Source organism: Mycolicibacterium doricum, from assembly GCF_010728155.1.
Taxonomy (GTDB): Bacteria; Actinomycetota; Actinomycetes; order Mycobacteriales; family Mycobacteriaceae; genus Mycobacterium; species Mycobacterium doricum.
This window is the reverse complement of record NZ_AP022605.1, coordinates 3,265,240-3,287,455: the sequence shown is the minus strand read 5'-3', so window position 1 is coordinate 3,287,455 and position 22,216 is coordinate 3,265,240. Positions and strand designations below refer to the sequence as shown.

At 68.3% G+C, this 22,216-nt stretch carries 21 protein-coding genes, 1 tRNA gene and 2 pseudogenes; 9 read left to right on the top strand and 15 right to left on the bottom strand.

All coding sequences use genetic code 11. The features are described from left to right. The first annotated feature begins 20 nt into the window (after nt 1-20). Nucleotides 21-1,121 (top strand): Rv3575c family transcriptional regulator, encoded by a 1,101-nt coding sequence (locus G6N07_RS16050; protein WP_085188425.1) that lies wholly within the window; start codon nt 21-23, stop codon nt 1,119-1,121. On the opposite strand, the gene otsB is transcribed toward G6N07_RS16050, so the two are convergent. From otsB to G6N07_RS20520, 3 genes and pseudogenes are all read right to left on the bottom strand, one after another. Next, entirely contained in the window at nt 1,122-1,904 is a 783-nt protein-coding gene (otsB, locus tag G6N07_RS16045; RefSeq protein WP_085188427.1) for a trehalose-phosphatase, read from the bottom strand. Nucleotides 1,905-1,908: 4 nt separating this feature from the next. Further along, nucleotides 1,909-2,601 carry a cholesterol catabolism transcriptional regulator KstR gene (kstR, locus tag G6N07_RS16040; RefSeq protein WP_099050143.1) on the bottom strand — a complete coding sequence of 231 codons (693 nt, stop codon included), beginning with the start codon at nt 2,599-2,601 and terminating at the stop codon, nt 1,909-1,911. A gap of 85 nt (nt 2,602-2,686) precedes the next feature. Continuing rightward, nucleotides 2,687-3,243, bottom strand: a pseudogene (locus G6N07_RS20520) (hypothetical protein). Nucleotides 3,244-3,618: 375 nt separating this feature from the next. Between G6N07_RS20520 and G6N07_RS16035 the strand changes: the two are divergent. The 3 genes from G6N07_RS16035 to G6N07_RS16025 are packed head-to-tail and all read left to right on the top strand — an operon-like array spanning nt 3,619 to nt 7,696. Continuing rightward, on the top strand, nt 3,619-5,004 hold the full coding sequence (locus G6N07_RS16035) for an MFS transporter (protein ID WP_085188592.1): 1,386 nt from the start codon (nt 3,619-3,621) through the stop codon (nt 5,002-5,004). Then, on the top strand, nt 5,001-5,747 hold the full coding sequence (locus G6N07_RS16030; protein ID WP_085188431.1) for an SDR family oxidoreductase: 747 nt from the start codon (nt 5,001-5,003) through the stop codon (nt 5,745-5,747). The genes G6N07_RS16035 and G6N07_RS16030 overlap by 4 nt, the downstream gene beginning before the upstream one ends. Next, complete coding sequence (locus G6N07_RS16025; RefSeq protein ID WP_085188594.1) at nt 5,744-7,696, top strand: acetoacetate--CoA ligase; 1,953 nt, start codon at nt 5,744-5,746, stop codon at nt 7,694-7,696. The genes G6N07_RS16030 and G6N07_RS16025 overlap by 4 nt, the downstream gene beginning before the upstream one ends. Here G6N07_RS16025 and G6N07_RS16020 read toward each other — a convergent pair. The 4 genes from G6N07_RS16020 to G6N07_RS16005 form a co-directional block, all read right to left on the bottom strand. Next, nucleotides 7,677-7,913 carry a hypothetical protein gene (locus tag G6N07_RS16020; protein ID WP_085188433.1) on the bottom strand — a complete coding sequence of 79 codons (237 nt, stop codon included), beginning with the start codon at nt 7,911-7,913 and terminating at the stop codon, nt 7,677-7,679. The genes G6N07_RS16025 and G6N07_RS16020 overlap by 20 nt on opposite strands. A 15-nt stretch (nt 7,914-7,928) precedes the next feature. After that, the gene (locus G6N07_RS16015) at nt 7,929-9,116 is read right to left on the bottom strand and encodes a pyridoxal phosphate-dependent aminotransferase (RefSeq protein ID WP_085188596.1); all 1,188 of its coding nucleotides are present in this window, start codon (nt 9,114-9,116) and stop codon (nt 7,929-7,931) included. A 145-nt stretch (nt 9,117-9,261) separates the two neighbouring features. Beyond that, complete coding sequence (locus tag G6N07_RS16010; protein WP_085188435.1) at nt 9,262-10,011, bottom strand: hypothetical protein; 750 nt, start codon at nt 10,009-10,011, stop codon at nt 9,262-9,264. Beyond that, complete coding sequence (locus G6N07_RS16005; RefSeq protein ID WP_085188437.1) at nt 10,008-10,640, bottom strand: SatD family protein; 633 nt, start codon at nt 10,638-10,640, stop codon at nt 10,008-10,010. The genes G6N07_RS16010 and G6N07_RS16005 overlap by 4 nt, the downstream gene beginning before the upstream one ends. Before the next feature lie 170 nt (nt 10,641-10,810). Here G6N07_RS16005 and G6N07_RS16000 point away from each other — a divergent pair, with 170 nt between their 5' ends. The 4 genes from G6N07_RS16000 to G6N07_RS15985 all read left to right on the top strand — a co-directional run bounded on the left by G6N07_RS16000 (nt 10,811) and on the right by G6N07_RS15985 (nt 15,265). Next, nucleotides 10,811-11,956, top strand: coding sequence for a hypothetical protein (locus G6N07_RS16000; RefSeq protein WP_085188597.1), 1,146 nt, complete (start codon nt 10,811-10,813; stop codon nt 11,954-11,956). 27 nt (nt 11,957-11,983) lie between these two features. Next, nucleotides 11,984-12,679 (top strand): hypothetical protein, encoded by a 696-nt coding sequence (locus G6N07_RS15995; protein ID WP_085188439.1) that lies wholly within the window; start codon nt 11,984-11,986, stop codon nt 12,677-12,679. Nucleotides 12,680-12,868: 189 nt separating this feature from the next. Further along, nucleotides 12,869-13,162 (top strand): hemolysin III family protein, encoded by a 294-nt coding sequence (locus G6N07_RS15990; RefSeq protein WP_109749297.1) that lies wholly within the window; start codon nt 12,869-12,871, stop codon nt 13,160-13,162. 27 nt (nt 13,163-13,189) lie between these two features. Continuing rightward, the gene (locus G6N07_RS15985; protein ID WP_085188441.1) at nt 13,190-15,265 is read left to right on the top strand and encodes a RecQ family ATP-dependent DNA helicase; all 2,076 of its coding nucleotides are present in this window, start codon (nt 13,190-13,192) and stop codon (nt 15,263-15,265) included. Between the two features lie 128 nt (nt 15,266-15,393). On the opposite strand, the gene G6N07_RS15980 is transcribed toward G6N07_RS15985, so the two are convergent. Beyond that, a complete protein-coding gene (locus G6N07_RS15980; protein WP_085188443.1) occupies nt 15,394-16,857 on the bottom strand; it encodes an alpha,alpha-trehalose-phosphate synthase (UDP-forming) in 1,464 nt (487 codons plus the stop codon). Continuing rightward, nucleotides 16,858-17,022: a hypothetical protein gene (locus G6N07_RS19750; RefSeq protein ID WP_099050132.1), complete on the bottom strand. Its 165-nt coding sequence runs from the start codon at nt 17,020-17,022 to the stop codon at nt 16,858-16,860. Nucleotides 17,023-17,080: 58 nt separating this feature from the next. Between G6N07_RS19750 and G6N07_RS15975 the strand changes: the two are divergent. Next, a pseudogene (locus G6N07_RS15975) lies at nt 17,081-17,504 on the top strand (hypothetical protein). Nucleotides 17,505-17,603: 99 nt separating this feature from the next. Here G6N07_RS15975 and G6N07_RS15970 read toward each other — a convergent pair. The 6 genes from G6N07_RS15970 to G6N07_RS15945 all read right to left on the bottom strand — a co-directional run bounded on the left by G6N07_RS15970 (nt 17,604) and on the right by G6N07_RS15945 (nt 22,203). Beyond that, nucleotides 17,604-18,020 (bottom strand): YkvA family protein, encoded by a 417-nt coding sequence (locus G6N07_RS15970; protein ID WP_085188445.1) that lies wholly within the window; start codon nt 18,018-18,020, stop codon nt 17,604-17,606. A 4-nt stretch (nt 18,021-18,024) separates the two neighbouring features. Further along, nucleotides 18,025-19,704, bottom strand: coding sequence for an alpha-amylase family glycosyl hydrolase (locus G6N07_RS15965; RefSeq protein ID WP_085188447.1), 1,680 nt, complete (start codon nt 19,702-19,704; stop codon nt 18,025-18,027). Next, nucleotides 19,701-20,684 (bottom strand): TIGR03885 family FMN-dependent LLM class oxidoreductase, encoded by a 984-nt coding sequence (locus tag G6N07_RS15960; protein WP_085188449.1) that lies wholly within the window; start codon nt 20,682-20,684, stop codon nt 19,701-19,703. The genes G6N07_RS15965 and G6N07_RS15960 overlap by 4 nt, the downstream gene beginning before the upstream one ends. A gap of 123 nt (nt 20,685-20,807) precedes the next feature. Continuing rightward, a tRNA-Thr gene (locus G6N07_RS15955) sits at nt 20,808-20,879 on the bottom strand. A 21-nt stretch (nt 20,880-20,900) separates the two neighbouring features. Next, nucleotides 20,901-21,674, bottom strand: a complete 774-nt coding sequence (locus tag G6N07_RS15950) for a hypothetical protein (RefSeq protein WP_085188451.1) — start codon at nt 21,672-21,674, stop codon at nt 20,901-20,903. Between the two features lie 124 nt (nt 21,675-21,798). Next, nucleotides 21,799-22,203 carry an HIT family protein gene (locus G6N07_RS15945; protein WP_085188453.1) on the bottom strand — a complete coding sequence of 135 codons (405 nt, stop codon included), beginning with the start codon at nt 22,201-22,203 and terminating at the stop codon, nt 21,799-21,801. Nucleotides 22,204-22,216: the final 13 nt, after the last annotated feature.

The window sequence follows — 22,216 nt, the reverse complement described above, 5'->3', positions numbered from 1 at the left end:
ATCGGCTAACGTGCCAATCCATGCCCAGGAGTCCGGAGCCGCGGCGGCACGCGACCCTGGCCTCGCTCGCCGCGGAGCTGAAGGTCAGCCGCACCACGATCTCCAATGCGTACAACCGGCCCGACCAGCTGTCGGCCGAACTGCGCGAGCGGATCTTCACCGCCGCCAAGCGACTTGGCTACCCCGGACCCGATCCGGTGGCCAGGTCGCTGCGCACCCGCAGGGCCGGTGCCGTCGGACTGATGATCACCGAACCGCTGAACTATTCCTTCAGCGATCCCGCTGCGTTGGACTTCGTTGCCGGCCTTGCCGAATCCTGTGAGGAGGCCGGCCAGGGGCTGCTCCTGGTCGCCGTCGGGCCGAACCGCACCCTGGAGGACGGTTCGGCGGCTGTCCTGGCCGCAGGCGTCGACGGTTTCGTCATCTACTCCGCCAGTGACGACGACCCGTATCTGCCCGTCGTGCAGCAACGGCACCTGCCGGTCGTCGTGGTGGACCAGCCCAGAGACGTTCCCGGCACCTCCCGGGTCGGCATCGACGACCGGGCGGCGATGCGTGGGCTCACCGAATATGTCCTGTCTCTTGGCCATCGGGAGATCGGGTTGCTCACGATGCGCCTCGGACTCGAGCGGCCCGACGGTAGCCGGCAACCCGCTGTCGCCGACCCCGAGGCGCTACGGACACCGCGATTTCACGTCCAGCGTGAGCGCATCGGAGGCGTGTACGACGCGATAGCAGCGGCCGGCCTTGACCGGCGTGCGGTGACGGTCGTCGAGAGCTACGAGCACCTGCCCACCTCAGGTGGTGCCGCCGCCGAGGTGGCACTGGCCACCAATCCGCGGCTGACCGCACTGATGTGCACGGCTGACGTACTGGCCCTGTCGGCGATGGACCATCTGCGTTCGCGCGGTATCTACGTCCCCGGTCAGATGACGGTCACGGGGTTCGACGGGATTCCCGACGCGGTGCGCCGCGGCCTGACCACGGTAGTGCAACCCAGCATGGAGAAGGGGCGTCGCGCCGGCCGGCTACTACACCAGCCGCCTCGCAACGGTCTGGCCGTCGTCGACATCCTCGACACCCGCATGGTGCGCGGCCGCACCGCCGGTCCGCCGGCCTGACTACCCGGTGCTCCTGGCTTGAGCGCACCGCCGGACCGCCAGCAGGTACTCGAGCACCTCGGCCACGTCCCGTGGATCGTCCACCCGGTAAGCCGCCGCGGTGTCCCCGGGGCCGACCTTGACCCCGATGTCGCCCTGGCGCATCCGGCGGAACGCCTTCTCGTCGGTCACGTCGTCGCCGAGGAACACCACCGCCGAGGCGTCGTGCTCATCGCGCAGGATGTCGACCGCCTGCCCCTTGTCGGTGTGGATGACAGCGAACTCCTTGACCGCCTTGCCATCGGTCACCTGCGCATCCCAGCTCGCGGCCGCTAGGTCGGCCCGGCGCATCGCCGCGTCACCGTCGTCGTCGGAGGTATTGCGTACGTGCAACGCGACGCTGGCCGGCTTCAGTTCGATTGTCACGCCGGGATAGTCGGCCGCGATGGCGTCGAGGGCCTGCTTGATCTCGACCAGCAGCGCCTCGGCGTGCGCGTCCATCGGCGAGACGAAGCCGGTGTCGAACTCCGACCCGTGGCTGCCGACGAGATGCACGCGCTCGGAGACTCCCGAGAGGGATTTGAGCACGGCCAGCGCGCGGCCGGAGATCAGCGAGACCGTGGTGGCGGGCAGCCCGGCCAGCGCCTCCAGGGCCGCCGCCGAAGCAGGCAGCGGGCGGGCGTCGGCGGGATCGGACACGATCGGCGCTAGCGTGCCGTCGTAGTCGCAGGCGACCAGCAGTCGGGGTAGTCGCGCGGCGCTGTCGAGCGCCTGCCGGAGGTCTGTCGGTACGCCGTTGGCCACGCTCTCAGATCTTAGGGTGGTCGCCGTCGCCGATGAGCAACCGCACGGCCAGATCGAGCCGTTTGCTGACGTCGGTCGCCGAGGCGCGACGAGTGAGCCACGCGAGCAGGTTCGCCAGCCAGACGTCGGAGAGGAGGCGAGCGACGTGGTACTGGTCCTCGGTCGGCTCACCGTCGCTCATCGCACGGGCGAACATCGAGTCGATCAGCTTTCCGACATGATCGACCTCACCGGCGGCCGACGCGTCGGCGAACACGAACGCGCGCGTCATGGCCTCGGTCAGCAGTGGGTTGCGCTGCATCGCCCGGTTGAGCCTGCCGACCATGAAGTTGAGCCGCTGGTACGGCGTGCCACCGGCGAGCGGAGCACGGTCGACCTTGGTGTCGATCTGCTCGAACTCGCGGCCCAAAGCCGACACCAGTAGGTGCACCTTCGACGGGAAGTAGCGGTAGAGGGTGCCGACGGCGACGTCTGCGCGCTCGGCCACCGCGCGCATCTGCACGGCCTCGTATCCGCCCTTGGAGGCGATCGCCAGGGTGGCGTCGAGGATCCGCCTGCGCCGCTCCCGCTGCGCCTGCGAGCCGAGTTCGGATTCCGCGAGCACCGCCACGTTCGTCACCTCACGCGGCCGAGAGCCGGAGCCCGTCCCGCGTGATCGCGATCCCGAACCCGACGACGGGTCGGTGTGTGCTGACATCGAGACCTCGGACATGCCTAATGACACCCTTCGTTCCGCGTGTCCCCCCGGAAACGATACGCAGCCCGATCTCCGCTTTCTCGCCTCAGCTCTGGTTCGACACCGACGTGTCCTGCTGTGATGCCGGTCGACGTGACCGTCGAACACTGTCACGATTAGAACCCGTTCTAGTCGCGAACGCCCAGCCGGACGGCGTGCGCTGTCTCACCGGAGGTCGGCAATCTCCCGTCGGATGACGGTCGATGTCAAACAACACGCGATATTCGTCGGGCTGAGCGACCACTGACCACCCGATGACCGTCCGGCGCAGCTGTTCTTCCCTTGGTTCGGCCGCGGCATCGACGGGCCCGCCACCCTCGGGGTAATGGTGCAGGAACCGGCCGTACACAGCCGTGCAGAAGGCGGTGTATCGGATGGTGCACAGGATGAAGCCGTGCCATGCTTCGTCGACTTGCGCGAAGGCATTCCGATGACTTGGCTGTCCCGGCGTGCGGGCCCACAGCAACGTAGCCACTGGCGCAGACCTGATTCGATGTGCTCCTGCGGCTGCCACGGACAGGTCTTGAAAACGGCCGGAGGCAGTTCGAGAGCCGCCACCGCCGCGCTTACCTGATCGGGCGGATGCCTGTTGCGCCGCCGCACTTTCTCACTGTATGCGGCGACGCCGGACGGGCGTACGCTCTGGCCATGAGCCACAGAAATAGTGGTGTGGACCCTCGGAGTGATGACAGGTCTGGTCATCACGTCCTTGCTCGTCGGCCGCTACCGGCGTTCCACGATGACCCGCCCGACAGTGGCAGTGGTCCGTGGACAGGCGGTCCGGAGGGGCGGTGGTGGCTGTAGTGCCGGTGGTGGCGGGGGCGGCTGCGGTGGCGGCGGCAGTTGATTTTCAACCCGCGCCGAGCAGCACCTCGTGCTGATCGCCCACCGGCTCGCGGATGGCCTCGACGACGACGCGGCAGCATCCGGATCAGATCGGCGTGCCGGTACCAGGGGATAACGGCGAAGGAGTCAGTGATGAGCACGCAGAATCCCTCGCGACCGGATACTAGCCAGCCGGACTCGATCACCACCGGCCTCAAACGTGTGGTCGTCGCCTCGATGGCGGGCACCGTCGTCGAGTGGTACGAGTTCTTTCTCTACGGCACCGCCGCCACGCTGGTGTTCAACAAGATCTTCTTCTCGGAGACCACCAGCGAACTCAACGCGATCTTCCTCGCGTTCGCGACGTATGCGGTCGGCTTCGTCGCGCGCCCGCTCGGGGGCGTGGTCTTCGGGCACTTCGGCGACAAATACGGCCGTAAGAAGCTCCTCCAGTTCAGCCTCCTGCTAGTCGGCGTCGCGACCTTCGCGATGGGTTGCCTCCCGACATATGGACAGGTCGGGTACTGGGCGCCGGCACTGCTGGTCGCGCTGCGGTTCATCCAGGGCTTCGCCGTCGGCGGCGAGTGGGGCGGCGCGGTGCTCCTGGTCGCCGAGCACAGCCCGAACCGGGAACGTGGCTTCTGGGCCAGCTGGCCACAGGCCGGCGTGCCCGTCGGGAACCTGCTCGCCACCGTGGTGCTGCTGATCCTGACCAGTACGCTGCCCGAGTCGTCGTTCCTGTCGTGGGGGTGGCGCGTGGCCTTCTGGTTGTCGGCCGTGGTCGTGCTGATCGGGTACTACATCCGCACCAAGGTCACCGATGCGCCGATCTTCGTCGCCGCACAGCAGGAGGTGGAGCGGGCCAAGGCCACCTCCTACGGTGTGGTCGAGGTGCTCAAGCGCTACCCGCGCGGCGTCTTCTCCGCGATGGGCCTGCGATTCGGCGAGAACATCATGTACTACCTCGTGGTCACCTTCTCGATCACCTACCTGAAGGTCCAGGTCGGTGCCGACACCAGCGACATTCTCTGGTACCTGCTGGTGGCGCACCTGATCCACTTCGCGGTCGTACCGCTGGTCGGTTGGCTGTCCGACCGTTTCGGCCGCCGCCCGGTGTACACGGTTGGCGCGGTCCTCGGCGCGACGTGGGGCTTTTTCGCGTTCCCGATGATGAACAGCGGCAGCTACGTCGTCGTGACGGCCGCGGTGAGCATCGGTCTGATGATCCATGCGCTGATGTACGCGCCGCAGCCGGCCATCATGGCCGAGATGTTCCCGACCCGGATGAGGTATTCCGGTGTGTCCCTGGGCTATCAGGTCACCTCGATCGTGGCGGGCTCGCTGGCGCCGCTCATCGCGGTGAAGCTGCTCGACATCTACGGCTCGTCGGTGCCGATCGCGATCTATCTCGCCGTCGCGTGTTCGATCACGTTGGTCGCGGTGTTCTTCACCCGTGAGACCAACGGCATCGACCTGCATGACCTGGACCGGGCCGACCGCGAGGACCTCGCCCGCGAGGCCGCCAGGATCGGCGCATGACCGATCTGGCCGGGCGGACCGCTCTGGTGACCGGCGGTGCGAGCGGTATCGGCGAGGCGTGTGCGCGTGAACTCGCCGCCTGCGGTGCCACCGTCACCGTCGCCGACCGTGACGAATCCGCCGCTGCCGCATTGGCCGACGAGATCGGCGGCAAGGCCTGGGTGGTGGACCTCCTCGACGTGTCCGGGCTCGAAGGCCTGGCGCTGGACGCCGACATCCTGGTCAACAACGCCGGTGTGCAACGCATCGACCCGATCGTCGACTTCCTCCCGGAGAACTTCCGGATGCTGATGACGCTGATGGTCGAGGCGCCCTTCCTGCTCATCCGCGCGGCGCTGCCCTACATGTACGCGCAGAAATTCGGCCGGGTCATCAACATCTCGTCGGTGCACGGATTGCGCGCCTCGGAGTACAAGGTCGGCTACGTCACCGCCAAGCACGCCCTCGAGGGGCTGTCGAAAGTGACCGCCCTGGAGGGCGGACCCCATCAGGTGACCAGCAACTGCGTCAACCCCGGTTACGTGCGAACCCCGTTGGTCACCAAACAGATAGCCGACCAGGCCAAGGTTCACGGCATCGGTGAAGATGACGTGGTGACCCAGATCCTGCTCAAGGAGAGCTCCATCAAGCGACTCGTCGAACCGTCCGAAGTGGCATCGCTGGTTGGCTGGCTGGCCTCGTCGCAGTCCGGCATGGTGACCGGTGCGGCCTACACCATGGACGGTGGGTGGAGCGCCCGGTGAGCGAACCCCAGTGGGTGCCGAGCGACGACGACGTCGCCCGCGCCAGGGTTACCGACTTCGCCCGCTTCGTTCAGCGCCGCACGGGCGCCGACGTGTCGGACTACCACGCCCTGTGGCAGTGGTCGGTCGACGACCTCGCCGGGTTCTGGGGTGCGCTGTGGGAGTACTTCGAACTCGGTGAAGCGCCCGCCGAAGTACTCGCCGACGACGCGATGCCCGGCGCGCGCTGGTTCCCGGGAACGCGACTGAACTACGCCGACCAGGTCGTCCGGCACGCCCGCGCCGACCGGCCTGCCATCCTCTACGTCACCGAGGGTGGCTCAGTCTGCGCTGGCGAGGTCACCGAGGTCTCATGGGGCGAGACACTCAGGCAAGCCGCGGGTTTGGCCCGCACGCTGCAGTCGCTCGGCGTCGGCCCGGGTGATCGCGTGGCGGGTTACCTGCCCAACGTGCCCGAGGCGGTCATTTCTTTCCTCGCCACCGCGAGCATCGGGGCGATCTGGAGCGCGTGCGGACAGGACTACACCGCCAAGGCCGCGTTGGACCGGCTCGGGCAGCTCGAACCGGTGGTGCTGATCGCGGCCGACGGATACCGCTTCGGCGGGAAAACCCATGACAAGACGCCCGATGTCGCCGCGCTGCGCGCCGGGCTGCCGACGTTGCAGGCCGGGGTCCTGGTGTCGCGGATCGGGTCCGATGTGCCCGACGCGGACTGGCTGGACTGGGCTTCGGTGACCGCCGAGGGCGGTGCGTTGCAACCGGTCGCCGTCGACTTCGACCATCCGCTTTGGGTGCTGTACTCGTCGGGCACGACGGGTCTGCCGAAGGGCATCGTGCACGGTCACGGCGGGGTTGTGGTCGAACACCTCAAAGCCGTAGCCCTGCAGTCGGATCTCGGCGCCGAGGACACCTTCTTCTGGTTCACCAGCCCGAGCTGGATGATGTGGAACTTCCAGGTGGCCGGTCTGCTGGTCGGGGCGACCATCGTGTGTTACGACGGAAGCCCGACGTATCCAGCCGCCGACACCCTCTGGGATATCGCCGCCCGGGTGCGGGCGACGGTGCTGGGCACCAGCCCCGGTTACGTGCTGGCATGTGACAAGGCGGGCGCGGTACCGGGTCAGGAGCACGATCTGTCCGCGCTGCGGACCGTCGGAATCACCGGTTCGTCGCTGCCCCCGGCCTCGGCACTGTGGTTGCGCGACAACGTGGGCGAGCATGTGCAGGTGGCTTCCATCAGCGGCGGCACCGACGTGGTGTCGGCGTTCATGGGCGGTGTGCGCACTGTTCCGGTCTGGCCGGGGGAGCTCTCGGCGCCGTACCTCGGCGCCGCCGTCGAGGCGTGGGACACCTCGGGCCAGCCTGTCCGTGGTGAGGTCGGCGAACTCGTCATCACCAAACCACTGCCGTCGATGCCGGTGAAGTTCTGGAACGACCCCGACGGAAGTCGCTACCGGGAGGCATATTTCGCGATGTATCCGGGAGTGTGGCGGCACGGCGACTGGATCACGATCACCGACCACGGCAGCGTCGTCGTGCACGGCCGGTCGGATTCGACGCTCAACCGCCACGGCATCCGGATGGGCAGCGCCGACATCTACCAGGCCGTGGAACGGATGACGGAGGTCGCCGAGGCGCTGGTGATCGGCGCCGAGCAACCCGACGGCGGCTACTGGATGCCGCTTTTCGTCACACTCACCGACGATGCCGAACTCACCGACGACCTCAAGGACCGGATCTGCGCGACGATCCGGACCGAGGTGTCACCGCGCCACGTGCCTGACGACATCCTGCTGGCCCCCGGCATCCCGCACACCCGCACCGGTAAGAAGCTCGAGGTGCCGATCAAGAAGCTCCTCCAGGGCGGTGACCCGGCCCGTGTCGTCGAGCCGACCGCGGTCGACAATCCAGCTCTGCTGGATTGGTACGTCACGCAGCGTCGAACTTGACGATGTCGATACTGAGTCCGCTCTCGACACTGAGCCCGCCCTCGACACTGAGTCCGCTCTCGACACTGAGTCCGCCCTCGATGACACTGGTCCTGCGGGCGGCTGGGCGCGGCCCGCATTCCTCGCACCAGCCCGGCGGTCGGATCGTGACGCAGCGGTCCTCGGGATCGACGTCGAGCATGCTTTCGAGCAGGACCCCGACTGTAGCGGCGCACACCGACAAGTCGATACGTCAGCGCAGCCAGGCTCCGATCCGGCTCAGCGCCTCGGTGATGTCGGCGGTCGGTCCGGCGAACGACAGCCGGACGAACGAGCCGCCGTGCACGGTGTCGAAATCGATCCCGGGCGCGATCGCGACCCCGGTGTCGGCCAGCAGCTTCGCGCAGAACGACAACGACGCGTCGGTCAAATGCGAGACGTCGGCGTAGACGTAGAACGCGCCGTCGGTCGGAGCCACCCGGTCGATGCCGATGGCGCGCAGCCCGTCGAGCAGCAGGCGACGGTTGTCGGCGTAGCGGGCCAGCAGACCGTCGGCCTCGGCCGTCGACTCGGGGGTGAACGCCGCCACCGCGGCTTGCTGTGCCAGCGCGGGCGGGCAGATGGTGAGGTTCCCGGTCAGGCGCTCGACGGCGCGGCGCAGTTTGGTGGGTACCAGCAGCCAGCCCAGCCGCCACCCGGTCATCGCGTAGTACTTCGAAAAGCTATTGACGACCAACCCTTTTCGTGACGTCTGCCAGGCGCAGCCGATCTGGGGGGCGCCCTCGTAGACCAGCCCGTGGTACACCTCGTCACTGATCAGCGCAACGCCGGTTTCCTCGCACCACGTGGCGATCGTGGCCAGTTCCTCGGGTGCGATCACCGTGCCGGTGGGGTTCGCCGGGCTGGCGACGATCACGCCCTGCACCGGCGGGTCTATTTCGGCGAGCATGGCGGCGGTGGGCTGAAATCGCGTCTCCGCGCCGCACGGCAGCTCGACGACCTCGCAGCCCAGCGCCGACAGGATGTTGCGGTAGCAGGGGTAGCCGGGGCTGGCGATCGCCACGCGGTCGCCGACGTCGAAGCAGGCCAGGAACGCCAACAGGAAACCGCCGGAGGATCCGGTGGTGACGATGACGTCTTCGGGTTCGACGGTGACCCCATAGCGGCCGGTATAGCTGCCGGCGATGGCCTCCCGCAGTTCCGGGATGCCGAGCGCGACGGTGTAACCGAGCTGGTTGCGGTGCAGTGCGGCGATGGCGGCTTCCCGCACGGCGGTCGGGGCACCTGCGCTGGGTTGGCCCGCCGACAGGTTGACCAGGTCGCCGTGGCTGCGCTGACGTTCGGCGGCGGCCAGCCACACGTCCATCACGTAGAACGGTGGGATGCCGGCGCGCAGCGACACCTCCCGGTGCTCTGGACTCTTCGCGTGCGCCCCACTCATCACGTCGAGGCTAAAGCACATGTGACTCGAGTCCGGACCGGCGCCGATGCCTCGGCCAGACCATCGAGCGCCTCGGCGTCCAGTCGCCGCCGTACTTCCACAGAATCGTCGCGTCGCAATTGGGGTAATTGCGCCTTATTGCGCCTTATTGCGCCAGCGCCAACCCGCCGAGCGCGATGATCCAGCTGGCGAAGCTGCCGACCAGGAAGTATTCGGTCACCCCGTGGATGCCGATTCCCAAGTCACCGTTACCATTGCCCCTCGCGTTCGCAGCGTTGATCTCCGGGAACCGGATGATGCTCTTGGCGGCGACGACGGCGGTGGCGGCGGCCAACTGCCCGGCCAGCCCGAGGCCGAGGATCAGCAGCCGCTCCATCGGCCCGAGCAGCCGGCCGCCCCTGAGCCGGTCCGACGGCTGCGGCTCTCCGGCGGGCTTCACTGCCCCGACCGACGCCAGTACCAGCCGCACCAGCGCGTTTCCCGTGGCCAACTGCAGCAGGATGACCGCCACGACCATCAGCAGCCGGTCCGCGTTGACCGCGCTGACCGCGCTGAACTGTGTCCAGTCCGACCATCGGCCGACCAACCCGGCTACGTGGGACGCCCACCCGGAGAGCACGATCAGCGTGGCAGCGGCCGTGGCCAGCACGACCAGCGGTGCCCATGGCCGTCGACCGGTGCGCTCCGCCCGCGCCCCGAGTACCTCCCACGCGATCCCCGTGGCAGCGGCGATCAGGAGCAACGGGATGTCGCCGCGGTGCCACAGGCCGGCCAGCAGGGCGCAGGCCACGACCGCGGCGGGCACGATCACGACGGGCCACCGGGTGCGGGGTGTGATCCGCCGGAGTGTGTCGGCGAGGCCGATCGCGATCAGCAGGACGGCCAGCGCGCTCATCGGACACCGCGCAGGTAGGTCGAGGTCAACACGAGCAGGTCGAGCCCGTCGCGGCCGGCGCGCTGGGATACCGCCGAGGCGCTGACGTGCTCGGCGGCGGCGATGTCCTTTTTGGTGTGGTTGGTCAACAGGCCCTTCAGAATCCTCAGTGATCGGTCGTCGAGTGATCCAAGCAGGTGGTCCCGACACAACAGGGCGGCGTTGACGGCGTCGACATCCGGACCCGGGGTCGCCAGGGCCCGGCGATAAGACGTGCGCACCGCCGCGAGGCCCGGCTGTCGCTGCGCCGAAGCGGTCCATTCGATCGCTTCCCGCGCGGCCCACCAGCCGGGGCCGTCCTGGATCCCCGTTTCGGCGTCGAGCATCGTGACCAGCCCCCAGCCGATGCCGAAGCGGATGTCGATGGCGGGGGCGACCGCGAGCCGCACGGTCAGTGCCGCGTCGATTGCGGCGCCGACGCTCGGATGGGTCCCCTGGAACTCGTCACCGACCGTGAAGGCGAACCCGGCGTCGCCGAGCGCGGCGTCGAGGTGGCGGTGCAGTGCGGCCCGGTCGGGGGCGCGGCGGGAGGCGACTACGTCGCCGATCACCGCGGCCGTCGATGAAGGAATTTGCTTAACTCCCGCCATATGAAGACATTAGCTTAATTTTAGGAAAATTCAGCGACGCTTCATCGGTGGGTTCGCTCCGCCACTGCCGGGGTTGGGCCTGCGTTGAATTCCCGCCGGTACACCCGCCAGCTACGCGGTAAAGTTTGCTGACGAATGTCGTCACCGCGGAGAACAGGGGGCCCGTGCTCGTGGGGATCATGCCCGACGCCAGCTCGTACGGTGCTCAGACCGTGACGGGCCCCGGATGGCCGAACGTCGACGAGGAGACACTGGCGGCCGCCGCGGCGTCCTACGAGCAGCTCGCGGCGAAACTCAGCGGATCCGTCGTACCGGAGCAGCAGGGCCAGTTGATGAAGCTCTCCGACGCTTGGGAGGGCGGCGGAGCGGTCGCCGCGGCCGGTGAGGCCAGCACGATCATCGGTGGCCACGAGGCCAATGCCGCCCACGCCGCCGCGATCGCGGCCAAGCTGCGGCAGATGGAAGTCGCCGTCGTGCGGACCAAGACGCTGGTGAACGCCATGGCGCAGGAGACGCAGCACGAGTGCGAGGCGATCCAGGCGCTGCCGTTCAGCAACACCCAGGAACTCGTCCAGGCCCGCATCAAGATGGGGCTGTCGCAGAACATCACGCAGGTCACCGCCAGCTCCACTGAACTGGCCAGCAGCTTCGGGGCGCCGCCGAGCATCCCCACTGCCGGTGTCCCGCCGACCGTGCCCGGTCAGCAGGCCGCCCGAGACGCCGCGAAGGAAGCGGGCAAGGCGGGTGGACAAGGGTCCCAGCAGGGCATGCAGATGATGAGCCAGCTGACGTCGATCGCCGGTCAACTGCCGCAACAGCTCGGGCAGATGGTCACGCAGGTACCTCAGCAGATGATGCAGCCGCTGCAGCAACTGTCCCAACCGCTACAGCAGTTGACGTCGATGTTCGGGCAGGGCGGCAAGTCCGATTCGCTCGGCGCGGCGGGCTTGCCGTTCTCGTCGTTCTCCAACCACCCGCTCGCCGGTGGGTCGGGAGCCAGCGGCGGCAGCGGGATGATGCGTGCCGCATCGTTGCCCGGTTCCGGCGGCGTCGCGGCGCAGACCCCCTTGCTGGCCGGTCTGGTCGGGACGAACGCGGTTTCGGTCGCGCCCGCACCCGAAGTGGCCATGGCGGGCGCTGCCGCCGTGGGCGGCGCCGCACCGGTGGCCGCCGGCGGCATTGGTGGCGGTATGGGCGCGCCGATGGGCATGGTGGGCAACCGCGGTTCGGGCGGCGGTGGCGGCACGAGGGCCGGGCTGGCCGCGCCGGAGCCACTGGAGTACGACCTCGACGAGGACGTCGACGATGAGTGGTGACACGTTCGTGGGAGGAGCCGGCCGCTGATGGATCCGCTGAAGAAACCCGAGGGCATCTCGTGGGATACGGCGACGGTGCAGCTGCCGGAGATGCCGATGGTGCCGCCCGGCGAGGACGCGATGAGCGCGACCATCGCCGCGGTGCTTCCTACATTGGCCGCGCCGTTGACGGCTAATGTCGCTGCGCTGCGAGCGAAAGAGGGCATGTTCTCCGGCAAGCTAGTCTCCGCGCAGTCGGCCTATCAGAACGCCGACGAGTCCGGTGGCCAGGCGGTCGGTCAGCTGACCAGCATGCTCGGGCAACTCGGTCAGATGGGCGGCCAGGCGGCGAGTTCGGCCGGGCAGGTCGGCGGTGGGGGCCAGGGCGGCGGCATGTTCGGTTCGCTCATGCAGCAGGCGATGCAGGGCGCCCAGCAGTTCGGCGGCCAGGGTGGCGGTGCGCAGACCGCCGGGGGAGGTGCACCGCCCCCGGCGGCCGCCGGTGCGCCAGGAGCACCCCCGCAGCCAGCGCAGGCGCCTCAGCCGCCGCAGGCACTCCCCGTCCGTGAGGGCGAGCCGAAATCCACCGACGAGCAGAAGCGCGACGAGGAGCGGCGGACGCCGCTCCTGCACGCCGGGGGTGCGGGGCCAAGCGAGGATTCGAGCCCGGGCGCGGTGCCGGTACCGCCGCATACCCCGGCGACGGACGACGAGATCGAGGACCTCGCGCGCCGGATGCTGTAGGGCTTGACCCTCCCCCTTCGACAGGCCCCACGGTGGGGTCACGAGAATCGACGAAGCCGTCGGGACCCGCACGAGCGGAGACGAAGTCCCATCCGTCATCACGACCTACCGATCGCGCATACCGTGTCTCGACCACTCGGTGATCCTCCTGTTTATCGCCGCCACGTACACACCTTCGCGGTGCTGGCGATGCCTTCGAATGTCGGGACGAAGGTGCTGGTCATCGTGTGGACCGGGGTACCGCTCTATCTGATGCTCGGCTATGTCGCTGTCCCGTTCGTCGAGACGCTGCTGATCGGCGCCGGGTTCGTCGTCGCCCTGCTCGTCGCCGGCGCGGTCCTGTACAACATCAGTGCGGTCTTCTACGGCGTGCGCTGGCCGAATCTGTGGCCGAACACCTTCACCCACCACGAGTTCTTCCACGGCTTCACCGCCGCCGCGGCCAGCTGTCACTTCGCCGCCGTCTGGCTCGTCGTCACGTAGTCGCACCCACCCGGCACGATGGGACCCATGCCCACCCGTGACGACGCCCAGGCGCTGCTCGAACAACTCGCCGGACCGCAGGCCACGCTGCGCGACGACCAGTGGACCGCGATCGAGGCGCTGGTGATCCAGCGCCGTCAGGCCCTCGTCGTGCAGCGCACCGGGTGGGGCAAGTCGGCGGTGTACTTCATCTCCGCCAAGCTGCTGCGGTCCGCCGGCCGCGGACCCACCGTCATCGTCTCCCCGCTGTTGGCGCTGATGCGCAACCAGGTCGCCGCCGCCGAGCGCGCGGGCGTGCGGGCCGCCACGATCAACTCCGGCAACGTCGCCGAATGGGACGACATCCATGCGCGGGTGCGGGGCGGCGACGTCGACGTCCTGCTGGTCAGTCCCGAACGGCTCAACAACCCCGACTTCCGCGACAACGTGCTGCCCGCGCTGGCGGCCGATGCCGGGCTGGTGGTGGTGGACGAGGCGCACTGCGTGTCGGACTGGGGTCACGACTTCCGGCCCGACTACCGGCGCATCCGCACGCTCGTCGGTGAGCTCGGTGACGACATCCCGGTGCTGGCCACCACCGCCACCGCCAACGACCGAGTGGTCGACGACGTGGCCGCGCAATTGGGGGTGGGCGGGCGGGACACCCTCGTGCTGCGCGGCGGCCTGGACCGCGAATCGCTGCGGCTGTCCGTCGTCGAGGCGGGCAACCCGGCCCAGCGCGCCGCCTGGATCGTCGCCCACCTCGGCGACCTACCGGGGTCGGGCATCGTCTACACGCTGACCGTCGCCCAGGCCCACGACATCGCCGCGCTACTGCGCGAACACGGCCACCCTGTCGCCGCCTACACCGGTTCCACCGATCCCACCGAGCGCGAACAGCTCGAAGCCGACCTACTGGCCAACCGGGCCAAGGCACTGATCGCGACGTCGGCGCTCGGCATGGGATTCGACAAACCCGCCCTCGGATTCGTCGTTCACCTGGGGGCGCCGTCCTCGCCGATCGCCTACTACCAGCAGGTGGGCCGCGCCGGCCGTGCCACCTCGAGCGCCGAGGTAATCTTGCTCCCCGGCCGTGAGGACCAGGAGGTGTGGCGGTACTTCGCGTCGGTCGCCTTCCCCTCGGAAGCCATGGTGCGCAAGGTGATCGAGGCGCTTGAGACGGACCGGCCGCAGAGCACCCCGGCGCTCGAACCGCTCGTCGACCTCAACCGCAGCCGTTTGGAGATGGTGCTCAAGGTCCTCGACGTCGACGGTGCCGTGCGGCGCGTGAAGGGCGGGTGGGTCAGCACCGGTCTGCCGTGGACTTACGACGAACCGCGCTACCGCAAGCTCGATGAGGCGCGCCGGCGCGAACAGCAGGCGATGCTCGACTATCAACGCACCGATGGTTGCCGCATGACGTTCCTGCGCCGCCAACTCGACGACCCTGAACTCAGGGAAGGTGATCGATGCGGCCGATGCGACAACTGCACCGGCAACCGCTGGTCTGCCGACGTCGACGCGACCGCGGCCGAGGGCACTCAGCAGCGGCTGATGCGCCCGGGTGTCGAGCTCAGCCCGCGCAAACAGTGGCCGTCCGGGCTGGCGAAGCTGGGTCTCGACCTGAGCGGACGCATCCACGATGGACCGGCGACCGGGCGGGTGATCGGAAGGCTCACCGACCTGGGTTGGGGCGCCCGGCTGCGTAAGGTGCTCGACGAACCCGACGCCGAAGTCTCCGACGACGTGGTCCGCGCCGCGGTCGACGTGCTGGCCGCGTGGGAGTGGCGCCGGCGTCCGGTCGCCGTGCTCGCGATGGATTCCGACAGCCGTCCCATGCTGATCGGCTCGCTGGCGCGCCGGCTCGCCGAACTCGGGCGGCTCACCGACCTGGGCACCGTGCGGTACCGGCCGGGGCGGCGGCCGGTGACGGCGGCGAACTCTGCGTATCGCGTTGCCGCGCTGGATAATTCGTGGGAGACGCCGACGCTGGACGTCGATGGTCCCGTGCTGCTCGTCGACGACCTCACCGACACGGGGTGGACGCTGACCATGGCGGCCCGGGTGGTCCGGGCGGGTGGCGCACCGGAGGTGCTGCCGTTCGCGCTGGCCGCGGTCAGCTGATCCGCAGCAGGCAGCCGCCCCGCGGGTCTTGCGCGTTGTCTAGAGATCGACCGGATGACGGGCTCGGTCTCACAACGCGGCGATTCAGATGTCGACGTCGGTCACCTCGGCCGCAAACGATAGCGGTCTCAGACCCGTTCGGCGTCGGCGTGGGTGTCGGCGAGCGCGTCGAGGAACGCCCTGGCCCACCGGTCGACGTCGTGGGCGAGGACCTGCCTACGCAACGCGCGCATCCGTCGGCGGCCCTCTTCGGGTTCCTGCGTCAGTGCCGCCTCGATGGCATCCTTGACGCCTTCGAGGTGGTGTGGGTTGGCCAGGTAGGCCTGGCGGAGTTCGGCCGCGGCGCCGGTGAATTCGCTCAGCACCAGCGCACCCCCCAGATCACTGCGGCACGCCACGTACTCCTTTGCGACCAGGTTCATGCCGTCGCGCAGCGGGGTGACGAGCATGACGTCGGCGGCAACGTAGAATGCGATCAGCTCGTCGCGGGGGAGCGGCCGGTGCAGATAGTGCACGATCGGGTGGCCGACGTCGCCGAACTCACCGTTGATGTGGCCGACCTGGCGTTCGATGTCCTCGCGCATGGCGATGTAGCTCTCGACGCGCTCCCGGCTGGGCGTCGCCAGCTGGATGAGCACGGTGTCGTCCTTGTCGACGCGGCCGTCCTCGAGCAGCTCCGAGAACGCCTCGAGGCGCACGTCGATGCCCTTGGTGTAGTCGAGGCGGTCCACCCCGAGCAGGATCTTGCGGGGGTTCCCCAGTTCCTCTCGGATCTGGCGGGCGCGCTGTCGGATGGTGCGGTTGCGGGCCTTGGCGTCGAGTTCGGCCGAGTCGATCGAGATCGGGAACGCGCCGACCTTCGCCGTGCGGAACCCCACGTGGACCTCACCGAAGCGCGACCGCACCCCGACGCTCGCGCGTGAGGTGTTCGCGCCGGTCAGCCGGCGGGACAGGTAGAGGAAGTTCTGCGCGCCACCAGGGAGATGGAAACCCACGAGGTCGGCGCCGAGGAGGCCCTCGATGATCTCGGTACGCCACGGCATCTGCATGAACAGCTCGACCGGCGGGAAGGGGATGTGCAGGAAGAATCCGATCGTGAGGTCGGGCCGCAGCATGCGCAGCATCTTCGGCACCAACTGCAGCTGATAGTCCTGGACCCATACGGTGGCGCCTTGGGCGGCCGCGCGGGCGGTCGCTTCGGCGAATCGCCGGTTCACCTCGACATAGCGGTCCCACCACGTGCGGTGGTAGATCGGCTTGACGATCAGGTCGTGGTACAGCGGCCAGAGGGTGGCGTTGGAGAAACCCTCGTAGTACTCGGCGACGTCCTCGGCGGACAGGGCGACGGGGTAGAGCTGCAGCCCGTCTTCTTCGATCGGGTCCTCGGGGCTGTCCGGGATGCCGGCCCACCCGATCCACGCGCCGCGTCGTTTGCGCAAGAGTGGTTCGAGCGCGGTGACCAGACCGCCGGGACTCCGCTTGATGGACGTGCTGCCGTCGGGCAGCCGCTCCATGTCGATCGGCAGCCGGTTGGCCACCACGACGAAGTCGGAGTCTCCGGAGTCAACGCCTGGGTCGCCCTCCGGAGACACTTACGCCTCGAGTTTCGACGGTCCGATGCCGAGCATGGACAAGAAGACCCGGCATTCGTCGGCGTCGACCGCGTAGGCGGCGACGACCTTGCGGGCTTGACGCGCTGTGCTGTCGGCCAGCGGCTCGACGTCACCGATATCGGCTGGATCAGACTGTGCAGGCATGTTCCAACTCTAGGCGACCCGCGAACGGGCCTGCGACACGCCCACGTATGGTGCTGCTGTGGCAGACGCCGAGCAGGTGACCTGCGAAACCCTCGACGACGGTCGCATCGCGCGGATCTGGCTCGACCGGCCGCATACCCAAACGCTCGGATCCGAGGAGGCCATCGCCGAACGCGGTCCGGGTCCCGCGCAGCATCTGAGCTTCCGCATCAACGGCGCAACCAGGCCCGCCGTTGCCGAGAGGGTGTACCTGCAGGAGTGGCACTACTTCTTCGAGACCACCCGGCTTCTTCGAGACCACCCGGCTTCTTCGAGACCACCCGGCGCTGGCGTGATCTACGCAAGACCACCATCGCGCATCCATGAACTCGGACATGCGCACTGGGCCGCGCACAACGAGAACCGCTCCCGGTCGGGATGCCTCCCTACCGGACTGGCGCGAACTCGGCGCACCGAAGTTGGCCCGGAGCGACGAGCCCTGACATACGACTAGACGGGGTTCAGTTCCAGGCCGTTCCGGCCTCACGACGAAGGGGTTGCGGCGGACGCGTCGATCCCGTGAGGTTGGCACAAAACGGCGGTCAGCGCCCGGTCGTGCTGCTCCAACCGGTCAGACGTGCCAGCGCCGCGAATCCGTCGTCGCTGCCGGGCCAGTGTGCGCGCACCGCGTCCTGGCCGGCGCGCCGAACGACACCGCGCAGCACGAACGTCACCACGATCGCGTCGTCGGCATAGCCGAGGAGCGGGATGAAATCAGGGATCAGATCGAAGGGCATGGCCAGGTAGGCCAGCAGCAGGCCAAGACGCACCCGGACGCCGGTGGGCAGCGACGTGTCGGCGGCCAGGCGGCGGATAAGGCGTAAGAGGTCGGGCAGGATCCGCAAGGCCGCTGGCAGTAGTCCGCCGCGAGGCCGCACGGCAACCAGCACGACGACTAGCGCCAGCCAGGTTGCTGCCGGCGCGACGGCGGCGCCGATCAGGAGCTCCCACACGGCCACTCCTTCAGATGATCGGGTCGTCGCCAGGCCTCAGCAGCCGCAACCAGCGGTACCCGTAACCGTCGAGGTCGATTTCGAGCCGTCCCTTCTGGTCCAACTCGTGGACCGACAATCCGTCGAGCAGGTCGACAAGCGTCGACCCCTCCGGGGCGTCTTCAAGCTGGACCGGCACCATGGCGCGGTCGGCGCCGAAGTTGTGCAGCGCCACCAACATCCACCCGGTCTTCTCCCGACAGCAGTGAGCGAGCACCGCCGGGTGGGGCTGGTCGAGCACTTCGGCCGCCGACCACCCGATCTGGGGCTGCTGCCTGTAGGTGTAGATGAGATCGCGGATGAACCACCAGAACGACTGGTGGTCGTGGCGCTGGTCGGCGACGTTGACCTGCTCCGGACCGTACAGGCCGTCGGTGACCGGCCGGGGAAGCCGCCGCCGCGCGGTCCTGGAGAAGCCGCCGTTGTCGTCGCTGGTCCATTGCATGGGGACCCGTACGGCGAACCGCCCGGGGATGTCGAGGTTCTCGGCCATCCCGATCTCCTCGCCATAGAACAGCACTGGCGTGCCGGGAAGCGAGAACGCCAGCGAGTACACCATGCGCATGCGTCGCTCGTCGCCGCCGAGCATCGACGGCAGTCGCCGCCGCAGCCCACGGCCGTAGAGCTGCATCCCCGGGTCCGGGCCGAATGCGTCGAAGATCTCCTGGCGCTCTGATTCGCCCAGTTTGTCCAGTGTGAGCTCGTCATGGTTGCGCACGAAGTTGGCCCACTGGCTCGTCTCGTCGAGCGGCGGCCGTTCCCGCAGCGCCGCGGCGATCGGTCCGGCATCACCCCGGGCCAGCGAGAGATACATATTCTGCATGCCGATGAAGTCGAACTGCATGTTGAGTCCGTCGCCGTCGGGCCCGCCGAAGAACGCCTTCTGATCGTCGTAGGGTACGTTCACTTCCCCGAGCAGCACCGCATCCCCGACCCGCCGGGTGACGAAATTGCGGACGTCACCGAGGTACTCGTAGGGATCGAAGGCGCCGGGGTCGCCCGGGGCCCCGTCACGGGCGAACAGGAACGGGACGGCGTCCACTCGGAACCCCGAGACGCCGAGTTGCAGCCAGAAGCCCAAGGTGCGTGATATCTCCTCCTGGACTTTAGGGTTGGCGATGTTGAGGTCGGGTTGGTGCTTGTAGAAGTGATGCAGGTACCACTCCCCGGTATTGGGTTCCTGCTCCCAGAGGCTGTCCTCCTGGTCGGGGAACACGACGTCGGCCGGACTCGACTTCGGCTCGGTCTCACTCCACACGTAGTAGTCGCGGTATGGGTCGTCCTTGCTGCGCCGGGCGGACTTGAACCACGGGTGCGCGTCTGAGGTGTGGTTCATGACGAAGTCGATGATCACGCGGATGCCCCTGGACCTCGCGGTGCGCACCAGCTCCACGAAGTCGCCGAGGTTGCCGAGGCGCTGGTCCACCCCGAAGAAATCGACGATGTCGTAGCCGTCGTCCTTGCGGGCGGTCGGATAGAACGGCATCAGCCACAGGCAGGTGACGCCGAGGTCGAAGAGGTACTCGATGCGCTCCGTCATGCCGCGGATGTCACCGGTGCCGTCGCCGTTCCAGTCGTAGAACGTCTCGATGTCGGCGCAGTAGAAGACGGCGTTCTTCCACCAGAGGTCACCCGTTTCGATCGTCCTCATGCGATCGCCGCGTTCGGCGCCGTGGGGGAGAGCTGCGGCAGCACGTGTTCGCCGAAGGCGTCGATGAAACCTGCCTGATCCTTGCCGACGAAGTGCAGGTAGAGCTCATCCCACCCCTGCTCGACATACTCGACGAGCCATTCGGCGTGGCGTCCGAGATCCGCCGAGACGCGCACCGCGCCGCCGACCTTCTCCCTCGACACGGCGCCGCCGATGATGTCGAACGCCTCCACCGTCTCGGTGTCCCAGGACACCGGCGGGTCGAACACGTTGTTGCGCCACTGGTCGTGCGCGATCGCCATCGCCTCGTCGTCGGTGTGGGCCCAGCTCAGGTGAATCTGCAGCCGTGCCGGCCCGCGCCCGCCGCCGTCGCGGTACCCGTCGAGAACCGCCTTGAGCTTGTCCGGCGGCTGGTTGACGGTGATCAGCCCGTCGGCCCACCCGGCGTGGCGGGCCGCCGTCTGTGGGGTGACCGCCGGTCCGACGAGATCGGGAACCACCTCGGGCAGCGTCCAGAGCCGCGCCCGGTTGACCTGCACCAGGCCGTCGTGGTTCACCTCCTCGCCGCGCAGCAGGCGTCTGATGACGTCGACACACTCGACAAGACGCGCGTCACGAACCTCTTTGCGGGGCCATGCCTGCCCGGTGATCCGCTCGTTGGACGCCTCACCGGAGCCGAGCGCGGCCCAGAACCGACCAGGGAACATCTGCGCCAGCGTGGCGATCGCCTGCGCAATGATCGCCGGGTGATAGCGCTGCCCCGGGGCGCTGACCACTCCGAACGGCAAGCCGGTGGTGGCGAGAGCGGAGCCGAGAAACGCCCAGGCGAAACCGGATTCTCCCTGCCGCTCGCTCCACGGGCTGAAGTGGTCAGAGGACATCGCCGCGGTGAAACCAGCCTGTTGCGCGTGCTGGACGTCGTGGAGTAGCTGGGCGGGGTCGATCTGCTCGTGTGAGCAGTGAAAGCCGATGACGGTCATGCTCCGGGGTACCCGGAAGTGGATGAGGTCAACGTCAGCGGGCAGGCCTCGTCGCTGCCGCCGCAGGCGACGGCCAGCGGGGTGAGCCAGCCCGGGGGAATCAAACCCGGGACGAAACGTCGGAGCCCCCTGTCAGGATTGAACTGACGACCTACGCATTACAAGTGCGTTGCTCTACCACTGAGCTAAGGAGGCAAGGGCTCCGAGTTTATCGGGTCACTCGTCGACGCCGAGCACCCGTTGCGACCGCACCGCCGTCGTGGGTGTGGTCGGGGTGCGCCGGCCGATCCTGCGGCCGGGCAGCGGGATCCGGTCGGCGATGTTGCTCAGCGGGTTCACCACCTGACTCAGCAAGATCACCGCCTCACGCAGCGCCTCCACCGTCGGCGCCAGCGCTTCGAGGCCCGGCGTCAACCGGTTCAGGGTGTCGGCGACGTCGGCGAGCTGTTCGAGGGGGCCGTTGCGGGCGGTCAGCTTGTCGACGAGTCCACCTTCGGCCAGTAGCCGGTCGACGATGCCGTCCTCGGCGATGAGCCGCTCGACGAGCGCGTCCTCGCCGATGAGCCGCTCGATGAGCCCTTCCTCGCCGAGTAGTTGGTCGACCAGCCCGCCGGGTTCGATGGCGCGCATCAGCCCGCCGTCGTCTCGGGTCAGCCGGTCAAGCACGCCGCCCGGGGCGGTCAGTCGGTCGACGACGCCACCCGGCTTGAGCAGGCGGTCGACGGCTCCGTCCGGGGCCAGGGCGCGGCCGAGCGGCTGGTCCTCGTCCATCAGCCTGGCCAGCCGGTTGGCCCGCTCCACGGCGTCGTTGATGCCCAGCACGTGTGCGAAGGCGCCCTGGTTAGCCCCGAACGGCGGATCGCCCTCCCCGAGGGTGGCTTTTGCCACCCCGATCGCCGACGTGGCGATCCCCAGACTGGTCTCCGCGGCGGCGAGCCCGATGCGCGCCGGCGCGGTCGCGAGCTGCATCAGGTTCTTGCCAAAGTCCATGCCGCCAGTGTATGGACACTGCAAGCGTGAACTCACGGATTTCTCGCAGCCGACCCGCAGCTTTCCTGCCGCGGTTCAACGACGTTGCGGCCGAAACCCGCTGACACTAAGGGCGCGCTGACTCTCAGGGGAGTTCGGCGAGCGCGGCCTTGATCTTGGTCTGTGCCTCGTCGAGGGATTCCGGCGACGGGTTGTTGTCGACATTGGCGAATCCGAAGTCGGTGAGGTTGTAGGCGGGGAAGACGTGCACGTGCAGGTGCGGCACTTCGAGGCCGGCGATGATCATGCCCGCACGCTCGGCGCTGAAGGCCTTGACGACCGCCTTGCCGATCAGCTGCGACACCTCCATGACACCGGCGAACACGCCGGGTTCGACGTCCTGCCACTGGTCGATCTCCGCGCGCGGCACCACCAGCGTGTGTCCCTGGGTCATCGGCGCGATGGTGAGGAACGCGACTATCTCATCGTCCTCGTAGACGAATCGGCCCGGCAGTTCTCCGTTTATGATCTTGGTGAAGACGGTCGCCATTGTTCTGAGCATA

What these genes read in the sequence shown, in the direction of transcription:
- G6N07_RS16050 (WP_085188425.1), top strand. Translation starts at nt 21, where the DNA reads ATGCCCAGGAGTCCGGAGCCGCGGCGGCACGCGACCCTGGCCTCGCTC.
- G6N07_RS16015 (WP_085188596.1), bottom strand. Translation starts at nt 9,116, where the DNA reads ATGAGTGGGGCGCACGCGAAGAGTCCAGAGCACCGGGAGGTGTCGCTG.
- G6N07_RS15950 (WP_085188451.1), bottom strand. Translation starts at nt 21,674, where the DNA reads ATGGACTTTGGCAAGAACCTGATGCAGCTCGCGACCGCGCCGGCGCGC.
- G6N07_RS16030 (WP_085188431.1), top strand. Translation starts at nt 5,001, where the DNA reads ATGACCGATCTGGCCGGGCGGACCGCTCTGGTGACCGGCGGTGCGAGC.
- G6N07_RS15995 (WP_085188439.1), top strand. Translation starts at nt 11,984, where the DNA reads ATGGATCCGCTGAAGAAACCCGAGGGCATCTCGTGGGATACGGCGACG.
- G6N07_RS19750 (WP_099050132.1), bottom strand. Translation starts at nt 17,022, where the DNA reads ATGCCTGCACAGTCTGATCCAGCCGATATCGGTGACGTCGAGCCGCTG.
- G6N07_RS16035 (WP_085188592.1), top strand. Translation starts at nt 3,619, where the DNA reads ATGAGCACGCAGAATCCCTCGCGACCGGATACTAGCCAGCCGGACTCG.
- kstR (WP_099050143.1), bottom strand. Translation starts at nt 2,601, where the DNA reads ATGTCAGCACACACCGACCCGTCGTCGGGTTCGGGATCGCGATCACGC.
- G6N07_RS15990 (WP_109749297.1), top strand. Translation starts at nt 12,869, where the DNA reads ATGCCTTCGAATGTCGGGACGAAGGTGCTGGTCATCGTGTGGACCGGG.
- G6N07_RS15945 (WP_085188453.1), bottom strand. Translation starts at nt 22,203, where the DNA reads ATGGCGACCGTCTTCACCAAGATCATAAACGGAGAACTGCCGGGCCGA.
- G6N07_RS16005 (WP_085188437.1), bottom strand. Translation starts at nt 10,640, where the DNA reads ATGGCGGGAGTTAAGCAAATTCCTTCATCGACGGCCGCGGTGATCGGC.
- G6N07_RS16010 (WP_085188435.1), bottom strand. Translation starts at nt 10,011, where the DNA reads ATGAGCGCGCTGGCCGTCCTGCTGATCGCGATCGGCCTCGCCGACACA.
- G6N07_RS15965 (WP_085188447.1), bottom strand. Translation starts at nt 19,704, where the DNA reads ATGAGGACGATCGAAACGGGTGACCTCTGGTGGAAGAACGCCGTCTTC.
- G6N07_RS15960 (WP_085188449.1), bottom strand. Translation starts at nt 20,684, where the DNA reads ATGACCGTCATCGGCTTTCACTGCTCACACGAGCAGATCGACCCCGCC.
- G6N07_RS15985 (WP_085188441.1), top strand. Translation starts at nt 13,190, where the DNA reads ATGCCCACCCGTGACGACGCCCAGGCGCTGCTCGAACAACTCGCCGGA.